This is a genomic window from Pseudomonas sp. GW821-FHT07G10 (genome assembly GCF_059418545.1).
Map to the genome: position 1 here is coordinate 76712 of NZ_JBWKQB010000009.1, position 11908 is coordinate 88619.

Annotated in this window: 13 protein-coding genes; 3 read left to right on the forward strand and 10 right to left on the reverse strand. The window is 59.5% G+C overall.

Annotated features, from left to right (window positions below; genetic code table 11):
- Positions 1-236: 236 nt before the first annotated feature.
- The 7 genes from AC07O1_RS12845 to dauA all read right to left on the reverse strand — a co-directional run bounded on the left by AC07O1_RS12845 (position 237) and on the right by dauA (position 7172).
- Positions 237-983: a helix-turn-helix domain-containing protein gene (locus AC07O1_RS12845; RefSeq protein WP_495024456.1), complete on the reverse strand. Its 747-nt coding sequence runs from the start codon at positions 981-983 to the stop codon at positions 237-239.
- A gap of 28 nt (positions 984-1011) precedes the next feature.
- Positions 1012-2289, reverse strand: coding sequence for an FAD-dependent oxidoreductase (locus AC07O1_RS12850; RefSeq protein ID WP_495089012.1), 1278 nt, complete (start codon positions 2287-2289; stop codon positions 1012-1014).
- On the reverse strand, positions 2286-2522 hold the full coding sequence (locus tag AC07O1_RS12855; RefSeq protein WP_495011229.1) for a (2Fe-2S)-binding protein: 237 nt from the start codon (positions 2520-2522) through the stop codon (positions 2286-2288). Before AC07O1_RS12855 ends, AC07O1_RS12850 begins: the two co-directional genes overlap by 4 nt.
- 26 nt (positions 2523-2548) lie before the next feature.
- Positions 2549-3664 carry an NAD(P)/FAD-dependent oxidoreductase gene (locus tag AC07O1_RS12860; RefSeq protein ID WP_495089013.1) on the reverse strand — a complete coding sequence of 372 codons (1116 nt, stop codon included), beginning with the start codon at positions 3662-3664 and terminating at the stop codon, positions 2549-2551.
- Positions 3661-4596, reverse strand: coding sequence for a 4-hydroxyproline epimerase (locus tag AC07O1_RS12865; protein ID WP_495089014.1), 936 nt, complete (start codon positions 4594-4596; stop codon positions 3661-3663). The genes AC07O1_RS12860 and AC07O1_RS12865 overlap by 4 nt, the downstream gene beginning before the upstream one ends.
- 106 nt (positions 4597-4702) lie before the next feature.
- Complete coding sequence (locus AC07O1_RS12870) at positions 4703-5383, reverse strand: GntR family transcriptional regulator (RefSeq protein ID WP_494992136.1); 681 nt, start codon at positions 5381-5383, stop codon at positions 4703-4705.
- A gap of 58 nt (positions 5384-5441) precedes the next feature.
- Positions 5442-7172 carry a C4-dicarboxylic acid transporter DauA gene (dauA, locus tag AC07O1_RS12875; RefSeq protein WP_495089015.1) on the reverse strand — a complete coding sequence of 577 codons (1731 nt, stop codon included), beginning with the start codon at positions 7170-7172 and terminating at the stop codon, positions 5442-5444.
- A gap of 145 nt (positions 7173-7317) precedes the next feature.
- On the opposite strand from dauA, the gene AC07O1_RS12880 reads away from it, so the two are divergent.
- Positions 7318-7812 carry a hypothetical protein gene (locus tag AC07O1_RS12880; protein WP_494991812.1) on the forward strand — a complete coding sequence of 165 codons (495 nt, stop codon included), beginning with the start codon at positions 7318-7320 and terminating at the stop codon, positions 7810-7812.
- A gap of 63 nt (positions 7813-7875) precedes the next feature.
- Complete coding sequence (locus AC07O1_RS12885) at positions 7876-8163, forward strand: PA4642 family protein (protein ID WP_494991813.1); 288 nt, start codon at positions 7876-7878, stop codon at positions 8161-8163.
- A gap of 108 nt (positions 8164-8271) precedes the next feature.
- Here AC07O1_RS12885 and mqo read toward each other — a convergent pair whose 3' ends face one another.
- Both mqo and AC07O1_RS12895 read right to left on the reverse strand, forming a co-directional pair.
- Positions 8272-9780, reverse strand: coding sequence for a malate dehydrogenase (quinone) (gene mqo, locus AC07O1_RS12890; RefSeq protein WP_495089016.1), 1509 nt, complete (start codon positions 9778-9780; stop codon positions 8272-8274).
- Between the two features lie 743 nt (positions 9781-10523).
- Positions 10524-10739: a hypothetical protein gene (locus AC07O1_RS12895; RefSeq protein ID WP_495089050.1), complete on the reverse strand. Its 216-nt coding sequence runs from the start codon at positions 10737-10739 to the stop codon at positions 10524-10526.
- 200 nt (positions 10740-10939) lie between these two features.
- Here AC07O1_RS12895 and AC07O1_RS12900 point away from each other — a divergent pair, with 200 nt between their 5' ends.
- Positions 10940-11524 (forward strand): YajG family lipoprotein, encoded by a 585-nt coding sequence (locus tag AC07O1_RS12900; protein ID WP_495024458.1) that lies wholly within the window; start codon positions 10940-10942, stop codon positions 11522-11524.
- Between the two features lie 79 nt (positions 11525-11603).
- On the opposite strand, the gene AC07O1_RS12905 is transcribed toward AC07O1_RS12900, so the two are convergent.
- Entirely contained in the window at positions 11604-11810 is a 207-nt protein-coding gene (locus tag AC07O1_RS12905) for a hypothetical protein (protein ID WP_494991816.1), read from the reverse strand.
- Between the last annotated feature and the right edge of the window lie 98 nt (positions 11811-11908).

Here is an 11908-nt window from a genome sequence, read left to right on the forward strand (position 1 = left end):
CAAATTGGTATTTAGAATTTCGTATACGATATTTGATATGCACTGCGTGTGCCAAAAACACAGCGAAACCCCGGGACTGAATCCCGGGTTGGCTACGAAGCCCGAAACAGACGGCAAGAGAGAAAGAAAGGGATTACCGGGCCCGGTCAGGCAATCGGTGAATGGACTGGGTGATGCGGCTACTCATGTCACAAAAGGGAGCAGGTTTGATCGGGGTGCTTCGTAACGGGTAACAGTCAACGATGGCTGTCGCGGTATTGGGTCGGGGAAAGGCCGGTGAGTGCCTTGAACTGACGGCTGAAAGCGCTGTGGTCGGTGTAACCGCATCGCAGGGCAATCTCGGTGATCGGCAGGTCGCCCGACAGTAACTGTGAGGCGGCGCCCAGCCGGGCCTTGTGGATCATCTGCCGGGGCGTCAACTGGAAGATGCGTTTGCAGTGCCGCTCCAGTTGCGCCACGGAAAACCCGGTGAGGGCGGTCAGATCGCTCAGCGCGATATTTTGCGCGTAGTGCTCGCGGATATGCCCGTCGACGGCGGCGAGTTTTTGATAGGCCGGATGATTGGACTGTGGCGCCAGCAGGTCATAGGAAATTCCCGCCATACCGATGATGGTGCCTTGGGCATTGTGCAACGCCAGCTTGTGGGTCAGGCACCAACCGGGCTCGCGGCCGGGGTATAGATGCAGTTCCAGCTGATCACTGAGTGGGCTACCGTCGTTCAGCACCCGGCGATCCTGTTCGGTGTAATGCGGGCCAAAGCGTGAGGGGAATACCTGCTCGGCCGTCTTGCCGAGCAACTCGCGGCCATCCCTGACACCGCAGCGCTGGGCCAGGGTTTGATTGATCAGCATGTAGCGCGCGGCGGTATCCTTGATGAAGAACACCACGCCGGGCATGGCGTCGAGCAGGGGCGCGATCAATTGCAGACTGCCCAGTAACTCGGGCAGATCTCGCGGGGAGGGCAACGACAGGGGGAACGTCATCAAGCAGCGGCCCTGGTGATGGAGGGCCTTACTCTACGGCGAGCGGATCCGGCTTGGGAAGCTCGGTGCTGTCGGCGAGTTGCAGCAAAGTGTCGATCCGCGTCGGAGAAAAAGGCGGACGTGGCGCAGGTGTCGGCCAGTCGAACAGAAATCCCGTTGCCGCACCGCAGATCCGTCCCTGGCAGGCGCCCATGCCGCAACGGCTTTGGAGTTTGGCCTGGTTCCAGCCCGTGCAATCCTTGAGGGTGGAAAACGCTACGTCTTCACAACGACAAATCAGGGTGTCGGGTTCGGTCAGGTGCTTGAGCTCATCGCTCAAGGCGAAGGCACTGTTCAATTGATCGGCAAAAGACTGCCAGCGTTGACGCTGAGGCCAAAGGGCGCTGGCTTTTCGGGTTTCGCCGATTGCGTTCAAACCGGCGATGGTACCTTCCACCAACGCCAGTTCACTGCCGCCGAACCCGGTGCATTCACCGGCGGCAAAGTGATCGATCAGGCTGGTGGTCTGGGTGGCGTCAACGGCAATGGCCTGGTTCTTCAAGTCACAGCCCAGCGCTTGAGCGAGCTGGGTGTTGGGGATCAGGCCGAAGCCGCAGGCCAATCGTTCGCAAGGGATTTCCAGCACCCGACCATTACGTTTCAGCCTGACGGCTTCAACGTGTTCGTCGCCAAGGGCGGCCAGCACATGGCTTGCGCAATGGTAATGGCGATCAAACAGCCGAGCGGCTTGCAGCAGTTTGCCTGGCCACTTCGGCAGATGCCGGGCGAACCCGGCGACGGCGCGCAATGGCGCTTGCTCGGTGATTTGCAGCACCCGGGCGCCGGCTTTTTTCGCGGTGGCGGCGCTGGCCAGTAACAGCGGACCGCTGCCGCCAATCACCAGGCGTTCGCCTGCCACCGGCATCCCGCCCTTGATCAAGGCTTGCAGGCCACCGGCCCCGGTGACACCGGGCAAGGTCCAGCCGGGAAACGGCAGCAACAATTCGCGGGCGCCGGTGCAGAGAATCAGTTTCCGGTAATGAATTCGCCAGCCGTGTTCGGGGCCTTCCAGCAACAGTTGCTTAGGGCCGGCAAGCGCTACCACTCGTGTCGAGTTGAACACCTGCACATTGCTCGCTGCGGCCAGTGCCTGGCGATGGCGCCGTGCATTGACCGGTAATTGCGCTTTCAGCCCATCGCGCCAAATCTGCCCGCCGGGTGCCGGGTTGTCGTCGATGATGACAATGTGTGCGCCACTGGGGGCGGCCGCTAGTGCAGCAGCCATGCCGGCCGGTCCGGCGCCGATGATCAGCAGATCAACCTTCATGCCCGGGTCTCCACGCACATACCGTTGCGGCACACTGTCTGGCAGGCGAGGCGGCGCTGGCCGTCGATCATCACCCGACACTCCTGGCATACACCCATCCCGCAAAACGGCGCGCGGCGCTGGCCGCTGACCGACGTCCGACTGTTGCCATCGCCACCGAGATAAAGCGCGGCAGCGACAGTGCTGCCTACGTCGACCGTAACCGCCCGGCCGTCGAGCCTTAGTTCAATCATGAGGGGTTCAATCATGAGGGGTTCAATCATGCGCGTAGCCCTCGTGCTGTGGATAAGAACCGCCCCGGCAGATACGGTGCCGGGTCGATAGCCGCGACGCTTTTGCACAGCAGCGCCGCCAGCACGTGCGCGCTGCCAGGGGCGGTGGTGACGCCCAGACCTTCATGGCCGACCGCCAGCCACAAGCCCGGCTGTTGCGGGTGTTCGCCGAGCAAGGGCAGGCCATCGGGCGTCGCTGCGCGCAGGCCGGTCCAGCTGCGGATGGCGTTCATCCCGGCCAGCTCCGGCAGATAGTCGAGGGCACGGCGCAACATACGCGCCAGCACAGCACCTTCGACCTGCAGATCGGTGGTATCGAACTGACGGGAGGAGCCGAGGAAAATCTGTCCGGTGGGCCGCGGTTGAGCGTTGAACGCAACCGAAGTGCCCTCGCTGGCGTGGGCACTGGTGACATATCCCAGTTCCACCAGTTGATGGTGGATCTTGCCGGGATAACGGTCAGTGATCAGTAGGTGGCCCTTCTTGGGGCGGATCGGCAGTTCCGGGCAGAGGTCGGTGGCCTGAATCCCGTTGGCCAGTACCACGGCTTCGGCGCGCAGGCGTTCGCCGGTGGTCAAGCGCAGCTGATTGCCACAGACCTCGGCGACTTCTGCCGTGCGACGTGTGAGGCGTTTTGCTCCTTGTGTCAGCAACCATTGCGCCGCATTGGGTGCGTAAAGAATGCTGTCACCGCTGACTTTCAGCGCGCCACTCAAGCCCGGGCGCAACATCGGCTCGGCGTTGTACAGCGCTCGGCTATCGAGCATCCGGCAGGCGATACCTTGAGCGCTGAGGGTCTGATGCTTGATCTCGGCGGCGGCCAACTCCTGCTCATTGGCCGCCAGCCACAGGGTGCCGCAATTGCTGTAGGCGCAACCGTCGTCCAGTCGCGGCGCCCATTGGCGCCACAGGTCAATGGAGTAGCGGCTCAGGGCCAGCTCCGCCGGATTGTCATCCATCGCCACCAGGTGGCCCATGCCGACCGCCGTGGCGCCGCCGCGCTGGCTGTCGAGCACCAGCACGTCGAGGCCGCGTTGTGCCAGTTCATGGGCACAGGCGCTGCCGACAATACCGGCGCCGATGACGATGACGTCGGCATTCATGGACGAATGCCCCAGGCGAACGGATCGTCCTCTTCCAGCAACAAGTGGTTCTCACCGCTCATGTGGGCGCGGCCGCGAATGGTCGGGATGATGCGCTGCTCATCGAGTCGCTCATAGCTGGCTTCGAACTGGCTGCCGATGACGCTGGCCTGGCGCCAGACTTCGCCCGGCTGTAACTTGCCGTCCGCCGCCAGGCAGGCCAGTTTGGCGCTGGTACCGGTGCCGCAGGGTGAGCGGTCGTAGGCTTTGCCGGGGCAAAGGACAAAGTTGCGGCTATCGGCCTGCGGGTCGTCGGTGAACAGCTCGATATGATCGATCTCGCCCCCGTCCTCACCCCGAATACCCTGGTTTTCCAGGGCTTCGCGGACCGCCCGACTGTAGGCGGTGAGGGCGTCGAGATTGTCACTGGCGATATGTTGGCCATGCTCGGCGATCAGGAAGAACCAGTTGCCGCCCCAGGCGATGTCACCACTGACCGCGCCATAGCCCGGCAGGCTCAGCTTCACGGCTTTGCGATAACGGTAGGCCGGAACATTGCGCACGCTGACCGAGCGGTCCTCGTGCAAGGTCGCCTCGACCGTGCCGACCGGGGTTTCGATCCGGTGCATTCCGGGCTCAATGCGTTTGAGATACGCCAGTGACGCCACCAGGCCGATGGTGCCGTGGCCACACATGCCGAGGTAACCGCTGTTGTTGAAAAAGATCACCCCGGCGCAGGCGCTCGGATCCTGGGGCTCGCAGAGCAGGGCGCCGACCAGCACGTCACTGCCACGCGGCTCCAGTACCGTAGCAGCGCGCCAGTCATCGTATCGCTCAGCCAGGCGTTGTTTGCGTTCGGCCATGGAGCCGTTGCCGAGTTCCGGGAAACCGGCGATCACCAGGCGGGTCGGTTCACCGCCGGTGTGGGAGTCGAGGACATGGATGCGTTTCACGAGAGGCGCCACCTTGCACAGGAAATGTCTGTGCAAGACTGGCCTTTGAGGCGGCTTGCGGCTTGAGGGATTTACTCGGTGACGATGACGAAATCAGCACAGTGAGTCAGGTTCGCGCAGGTGCATTCGGCAGATGTTCATAGAGCGTGCGGCAGACGCCGATGATGTGTTGTTCGATCAGTTCGGCAGCCTTGTCGGCGTCGCCGGCACGGCAGGCCGCGAGAATGTCGCGGTGCTCATGGTCGGCGCGCTCCTTGCCTTCGGAGAGACTCATCTGCATACGCAGGTAGCGCTCGACCTTGTCGTGAATCGAGCGAATCAGGTTGATCAGAAAGGGTCGTTGCGCGGGTTCGTACAGACAGGCATGCAAGGCCCAGTTCAATTCGGCCCAGCGACCGATATTATTTTCATCGATGAACTCGGCACAGATGCTTTCGGCGCGGGCGAAAGTGGCTTCGGTCATGTTCGGTACGGCCAGGCGAATAGCCTGGACCTCCAGCAGCACCCGGACTTCAAAGATCTGCGCCAGCTCAGGCTCGGAAATCTTCGTCACCACCGCACCCTTGTTGCGCTGGAACTGCACCAGGCCTTCAGCCTCAAGGCGTTTGAGTGCTTCGCGCACGGGAATTTTGCTGACGTTGAACAGGCGCGCGATATCGTCCTGCCGGATCGGCTCGTCTTCGGCGAAGTGCCCGCCGATGATCGCTTCACGTAAGTGTTTGGCGATGACTTCCGAGGCGGAAGGCGCAATGCCAAGATTGGGCGCATTGAAGCTCGGCAAAGGCAATTGAGTGAGTCCCGGCAGGCGTGGACGAATATTGTATACGAACACCGCAGGGCTCGACTCAGCGAATCAGTGCATCCTGCGTCAGCCATTGCTCGCTTTTACGCCTGGCTTGTTCAAGGGTTTGCACATAGACCAACCGACGTTGCTCTCGGTGAATCCCGGCACGGCGCAGCTTCAGACGGACACGTGGGTGGGTTGCCACCAGAATCAGGCCGATGCCATCGGCGCGGTAATCCTTGAGAATAGTGTCGAAGACTGACAGTGCGGTCATGTCCAGCATGGGGACAGCGCTCATTTCGACGATCACGACTTTGACTTCCGGGCTGAATTTGCGCAGTACGCTGAAGGCCTTTTCGGCGGCGCCAAAGAACAGCGGGCCACGTATTGCATAGCAGCGAACGTGCTCGGGCAAGTTGAGCAGTGCCTGATGGAAGTCACGGGGAAGTTCGGCGGTATCGGTCAGCTCGCTCATGCGCTTGATGAACAGTCCTGCCGCAAGCAGCAGGCCAACAGCCACGGCCAGCACCATATCGAACATTACCGTCAGGCTCAGGCAAGTCAGCAGTACCAGCACGTCGCTGCGCGGTGCGATGCGCAGCGTATGAATGACGTGCCTGGCTTCGCTCATGTTCCACGCTACCATCATCAACAGTGCCGCCAATGCTGCCATCGGCAGATAACTGAACAAGGGCGCGAGCACCAGAATCGCGGCTAATACAACGCCGCTGTGAATGATGGCGGCAAGGGGCGAAAAGGCTCCGGCGCGCACATTGGTCGCCGTACGGGCAATAGCGGCGGTGGCGGTAATACCGCCGAACAGCGGTGCAATCAAATTGCCCAGGCCCTGGCCAAGCAGTTCGGCATTGGGGTCGTGTTTACTGCCGGTCATACCATCTGCCACAACGGCGCAGAGCAACGACTCAATTGCACCGAGCATGGCGATGGCAAACGCCGGGGCCATCAGTTGGCGGATCAAATCATAGGACAGCGGCAGCGACTGGCCATCGGCCCCAGGCAAGTTCCAGGGCCAGTCAAAACCTGGCAGGAACGGCGGAATGCCAGCATGGTTGACGCCGTCGACCAGATAACTGAAGCGTTCGCCAAGGGTGGCCACTGGCAGGCCATTTTTTTCCAGCAACGCGCCCAGCAATGCGCCGACGGCCAGGGCAACCAGATGCCCGGGGATCTTTGGGACTACCCGTGGCCAGGCAATCAGAATGGCCAGGCAAGTGACGCCAGTCAGCCCATCTCCAAGGTGTGCGCTGGGTAATGCCGCAAGCAGCGCACCAAGCTGTTCTACGTAGTGTTGCGGGTGGCTGGAGAGGCTAAGACCCAGAAAGTCTTTCAATTGCAATGTGGCAATGACAATACCGATCCCTGCGGTGAACCCCAGTGTGACCGGATAGGGGATGTACTGAATCAGGTGTCCGGCGCGAATAAGGCCGAGGGTGATCAGAATTACGCCGGCTAGCATTGTGCAAAGCAACAAGCCGCCAAGCCCGTATTGTTGGGTGATGGGCAGCAGTATCACCACGAAAGCTGCTGTCGGGCCGCAAACGTTGAAGCGGGAGCCACCGGTCAGCGCAATCAGCGGCGCCGCAACAAGCACCGTATACAAACCTTGCTGAGGCGCCACGCCGACGGCAATCGCTAACGCCATGGCCAGCGGAATGGCGATGATACCTACCGTCACCCCTGCGCTGAGGTCTCCGCGCAGGGCTTTGAAGGAGTAATTTGCGCGCCAGGTTTGGCGCCAGGCTGCAAATAACGGTGGAAAGGAGAACGCCATAGGTGCTCCGCGAGAAATGAGCTTCACCGCCAGTCGGTTGCTTGCAGTGTATGCGCGGATCGTCAAGTCAGCGTATTGATCCAGGTCGGTGGCGGGTGTGATCAGGCCTCGTGTAGAGTGTCTGGCCCCGTGTTCGGAACCTTATATGAGCCTTTTGATTCGCAAGGTGGTCACTTGTGTGCTGCTACTTGGCCTGCCACTGGCAGCTGCTCAAGCGTTGAGTGCGCCGATGCACGCGCAGTTCCTGCCGCCAGACGATCTGACCCTGCGTGACGCTCAGCCTGAGCAACAGCAACTGCTGCAAGTTACCGATTACTCGGTGGTGGTCGGCAGTCAGCGCCAGTCCAGTCAGCAGCCGATTCCGGTGACGTCACCGTTATTGATCCGCTTGAAGGGCAAACCGCTGAACAAGGGCGCGGCTATCAATCAGGTTCTGGTCAATTTCGATGGCGAAAGCAAAAGCCTGAAAAAGCCGGTATTCGACGACAAGACCAAGACCCTTACCCTGTATTACCCGCTGGTCCAATACCGCGCAGTGCTCGATCTGCTGCGCAACGACACGGTCTATTGCCAGTTCCTGAGCTATGCCAACGGGCATGTCTGGGCTGACTTGCACACCGGGGCCGTACGCGCGCGTTGAGCGCGAGGGCTGGCGAGGGGTAAACTGCCAGCCCCGTGAAAAGTCCGCGAGCTGGAGTCGGCAATGCGTAAAGATAAGAAACAGGTGATTGGTGACGAGATCGGCGATGCGCAGATCAAATTGTTCCTCGATTTTGAACCGGTCGACGCGACTTCACCGTCCTTGCACAAACTGATCAAGGCCTACCGTGGCCTGCGTATCGACGATTTCGAGCGCTTCCTGGTGTTCTTCATCGAAGCCGGTTTTGATCTGGATGGCAAAGACGAGCACGGCAAGGATTTCGTCGCGCTGATCCAGGATCAGCGTAACGCCGCCGACTACATCGAACTGATCCAGAAAGCTCGCGTGTAGGAGCCAGGCTTGCTCGCGAAGCAGGCGGCTCGACACTTCGGTATTGCCGGTGACAAAAAAACGCCCCGTTCTTGAAGAAGAGCGGGGCGTTTTTTGTGGGCGAAGACTTTAAGCGTAGCTTTCGGTCTCGCTGCTTTGTTCAACCAGTTCCAGGCTGAGGTTGTTCTGCGCGTTGATCTTGCGATACAGCGCAGCGTCGGTTTCCAGTACCTTTTCACGGGCCGGGAAGATTTCCTTGAGCTTGGCTGCCCATTCGCCTTTGGTCTTGCTCGGGAAGCAACGTTCGATCAGCTCAAGCATGATCGAAACGGTGACCGACGCACCAGGTGAGGCACCGAGCAGAGCGGCCAGTGAGCCGTCCTTGGCTGCAACCAGTTCGGTACCGAACTGCAGAACGCCGCCTTTCTTCGGGTCTTTCTTGATGATCTGCACGCGCTGACCGGCCACTTCCAGGCGCCAGTCTTCAGCCTTGGCTTCGGGGTAGAAGCGACGCAGCGAATCCAGACGTTGTTCCATCGACTGCATCACTTCGCTGACCAGATACCTGGTCAGGTCCATGTTGTTTTTGGCCACAGCCAGCATTGGGCCGATGTTGCCGACGCGAACCGACATCGGCAGGTCCATGAACGAACCGTGCTTGAGGAACTTGGTGGTGAACCCGGCGTAAGGTCCGAACAGCAGGGACTTATTGCCATCCACTACGCGGGTATCCAGGTGCGGCACGGACATCGGCGGCGAACCTACCGCTGCCTGGCTGTAGACCTTGGCCTGGTGATGTTTGACCACTTCCGGGTTGTCGCAACGCAGCCATTGGCCACTGATCGGGAAACCGCCGAAACCTTTGCTTTCTTCGATGCCCGAAGCCTGCAACAACGGCAATGCCGCGCCGCCAGCACCGAGGAAGACGAATTTGGCGTCGACATCACGGGAGTTGCCAGTATTCACGTCCTTGATGCTGACGGTCCAGCCGCCGTTGCTACGCTTGAGGCCGGTGACACGCTTGCAGTACTTGACCTGGGCATCGGCTGCACTGGTCAGGTGCTTGAGCAATTGGTTGGTCAGGGCGCCGAAGTTGACGTCGGTGCCGTTCATCACGCGGGTTGCGGCAACGACTTCGTCAGCCGGACGACCAGGCATCATCAATGGCATCCACTCAGCCATTTTCGCCTTGTCTTCGGTATATTCCATGTCCGCGAAAGCGTGATGCTTGTGCATCTTTTCGAAGCGTTTTTTCAGGAACGAAACGCCACTGTCACCCTGCACGAAGCTCAGGTGCGGCACCGGGCTGATGAAGGTTTTTGACGAGCCGAACGTGCTTTTACTGGTCAGATAAGACCAAAATTGCTTCGACACCTCGAACTGGGTGTTGATATGCACGGCTTTTTTGACATCGACGGTGCCGTCGGCGGCCTGAGGGGTGTAGTTCAGCTCACACAGCCCGGCGTGGCCGGTACCGGCGTTGTTCCATGGGTTGGAACTCTCCGCTGCACCCGAATCCATCAACTCGACGACTTCCAGCTTGATCGCGGGGTCGAGTTCTTTGAGCAGTACGGCGAGGGTGGCACTCATGATGCCCGCCCCAACCAATACTACGTCGACTGCTTCGTTATGCGCCATTAACGCGTCTCCAAAATCTGCAGCACCAAATTGACGGCATAGCTGCCAGGAGTTACGGGGCATGCTTCAAATTGAGCCCCAGGTCACCCATGGCCAGGATCGCCATGTCCGAATCTTCGCAATTTTTTGCAACTTCGACGGACGCTACCAACCGGGCCTGAGGTTCATATGAACTCACTTCAGTGCGCCGGAGGCAATTCGACTTATGGTCAAGGCGTCCGTTTGTGCAACCAAATCCGTAGCGGACAGGCTTCAGTCTCCAGTTCTAGAGGAGTGCTCGGTCCTGTGTGGTTGGGCTGTTGTAGACGCTAATAGTGCATTTTCAGACGCAAAGCTTTTCATTTGCTCGCCACACTCTTGTGAAGTTGTGAAAACCCGTTTTTTCACGCTCTTTTGAAGACGTGAACCTCAAAAAAGGGCTGCCTCAGCCTGGCACCGAGCCCGAGGAGTAAATGCCGACATGCAATACATGACAGGCAAAACGGGCAAACAACTCAGTGACCGAGCGCAATGGCAGCTCTGGCAGATTCGCGAAAAGTGGTGGATTGCAGGGTAAACAGCAAGCGCCGCCAGCTTCACTCGATCTGTGTGGGCGGCTCTCTGTGGGCGGTGCGGGGAGCTAATGCAAGCGCATTAGCGATGCTGCGAGGCCCGATCAGGAGACGTCCTTATAATCGGGGGGAGATTGTAGCGAAGAAACGTGGAGAAATGGTCCTGTTAAATGACTTTTATTAGCCGTTCGGTCAGGTGGTCAACACCTGTTGTAGCCGTGAGCGAGGAGTGCGCGGGCTGATACAGGCGCTGGCGGGTAGTGGTTGATGCAGCCAGTTGAGGCGAATTTCTTCGATTTCAACCCAATCATCACACATTGGCGGCAGGCTGCAATGCTTGAAAGCCTGGCAGCACCCATCGCAGTCGAGCAGAGCGAAATAGCGGTATTTGCGTCTTGGGGTGAACAGTGATCAAAGGAATTGCATGGCAACGTACCTGATGTCTTGCTGCTTTGAAGCTTGCCAGTCTTGCATGACGTTGATGTTACGGGGGGCCACCAGGCATAACTTTGCAGATCTCTTCAGCAAGTGTTCAGGGTTGCTGGTTTGCTACGCGTGCCCACCGCTATACTGCGGGTCTGTGTGTGCCTGATTCTGGAGAGATGAGCATGTTGCAACGCCTGTTGTTCGGTTTGATCACTGTGACCAGTTTGACGCTGGTTGGCTGCGCCAACAGCCCGCAACAACTCAGCCCGCAACCGAAACTCACGACCCAGCTCGCACCTGTGGGTCAGGGGCAGCCGGTGGTGGTGAAAGTGGTTGACGGTCGTGCGTCGCAAACCCTGGGGACACGCGGCGGTCTGTACCCTGAAACCAGCGCCATCACCGTTGCCAGCGCCGACATCGTGCCTAAACTGCAAGCCCAGGCCGAAGCCGCCGTGCGTCTGCTGGGGTTCACCCCGAACCCGAACGCCCTGAATGCTCCGCAGTTGACCGTGACCCTGACCGAACTCAAGTATCAGTCGCCTAAAGAAGGCATGTATGTAACCGAAGCGACTATCGGTGCGATCTTCCGCTCCGATGTGTCGAACGCCAACCGTCGCTATAGCGGCCGTTATGGTTCATCTCTGGACCAGCGTTTCGGTATGGCACCGAACCAGGAAACCAACACCAAGCTGGTCAGTGACGTCCTGAGCGATGCCCTGACTCGAGTGTTCAAGGACCCGACCGTCGGCCAGATGCTGAGCCAGTAAAGCTCATCCAGGCGATATGCCGGCTACGAAAAAGCCCGGTTTCATCACTGAAACCGGGCTTTTTCATGGCTGTATGAATTCAGGCTGCTTCGACATAAAAGTCGAGAATGCTCACGCCGGTCAGCAGGTCGGTTTCCGGCAGGTCGGCATGCTGATGGCCGCCCAGGGCGCAATACACCAGCCAATGGCGGTCCTGGACGTTGAAGGCCAGGCTGCCGACCAGCGCTTGTTGCTCATCGCTGGGGGAGATCAAATAAAGGCGATCCTGGTTTTCTGCGTGCAGCATGACAAGCTCCGTGTCGGTATCGAGGGGCAACAGACTGGCTTGTTTAGATGACGAACCTGTGACGACATAAGTTAATCAGGCAATGGTTTGTTATTTGT

Bases quoted from the DNA above. Each gene is read 5' to 3' on its own strand.
- AC07O1_RS12845 (WP_495024456.1), bottom strand. From the start codon at position 983: ATGACGTTCCCCCTGTCGTTGCCCTCCCCGCGAGATCTGCCCGAGTTA.
- AC07O1_RS12850 (WP_495089012.1), bottom strand. From the start codon at position 2,289: ATGAAGGTTGATCTGCTGATCATCGGCGCCGGACCGGCCGGCATGGCT.
- AC07O1_RS12855 (WP_495011229.1), bottom strand. From the start codon at position 2,522: ATGATTGAACTAAGGCTCGACGGCCGGGCGGTTACGGTCGACGTAGGC.
- AC07O1_RS12860 (WP_495089013.1), bottom strand. From the start codon at position 3,664: ATGAATGCCGACGTCATCGTCATCGGCGCCGGTATTGTCGGCAGCGCC.
- dauA (WP_495089015.1), bottom strand. From the start codon at position 7,172: ATGGCGTTCTCCTTTCCACCGTTATTTGCAGCCTGGCGCCAAACCTGG.
- AC07O1_RS12880 (WP_494991812.1), top strand. From the start codon at position 7,318: ATGAGCCTTTTGATTCGCAAGGTGGTCACTTGTGTGCTGCTACTTGGC.
- AC07O1_RS12885 (WP_494991813.1), top strand. From the start codon at position 7,876: ATGCGTAAAGATAAGAAACAGGTGATTGGTGACGAGATCGGCGATGCG.
- mqo (WP_495089016.1), bottom strand. From the start codon at position 9,780: ATGGCGCATAACGAAGCAGTCGACGTAGTATTGGTTGGGGCGGGCATC.
- AC07O1_RS12900 (WP_495024458.1), top strand. From the start codon at position 10,940: ATGTTGCAACGCCTGTTGTTCGGTTTGATCACTGTGACCAGTTTGACG.
- AC07O1_RS12905 (WP_494991816.1), bottom strand. From the start codon at position 11,810: ATGCTGCACGCAGAAAACCAGGATCGCCTTTATTTGATCTCCCCCAGC.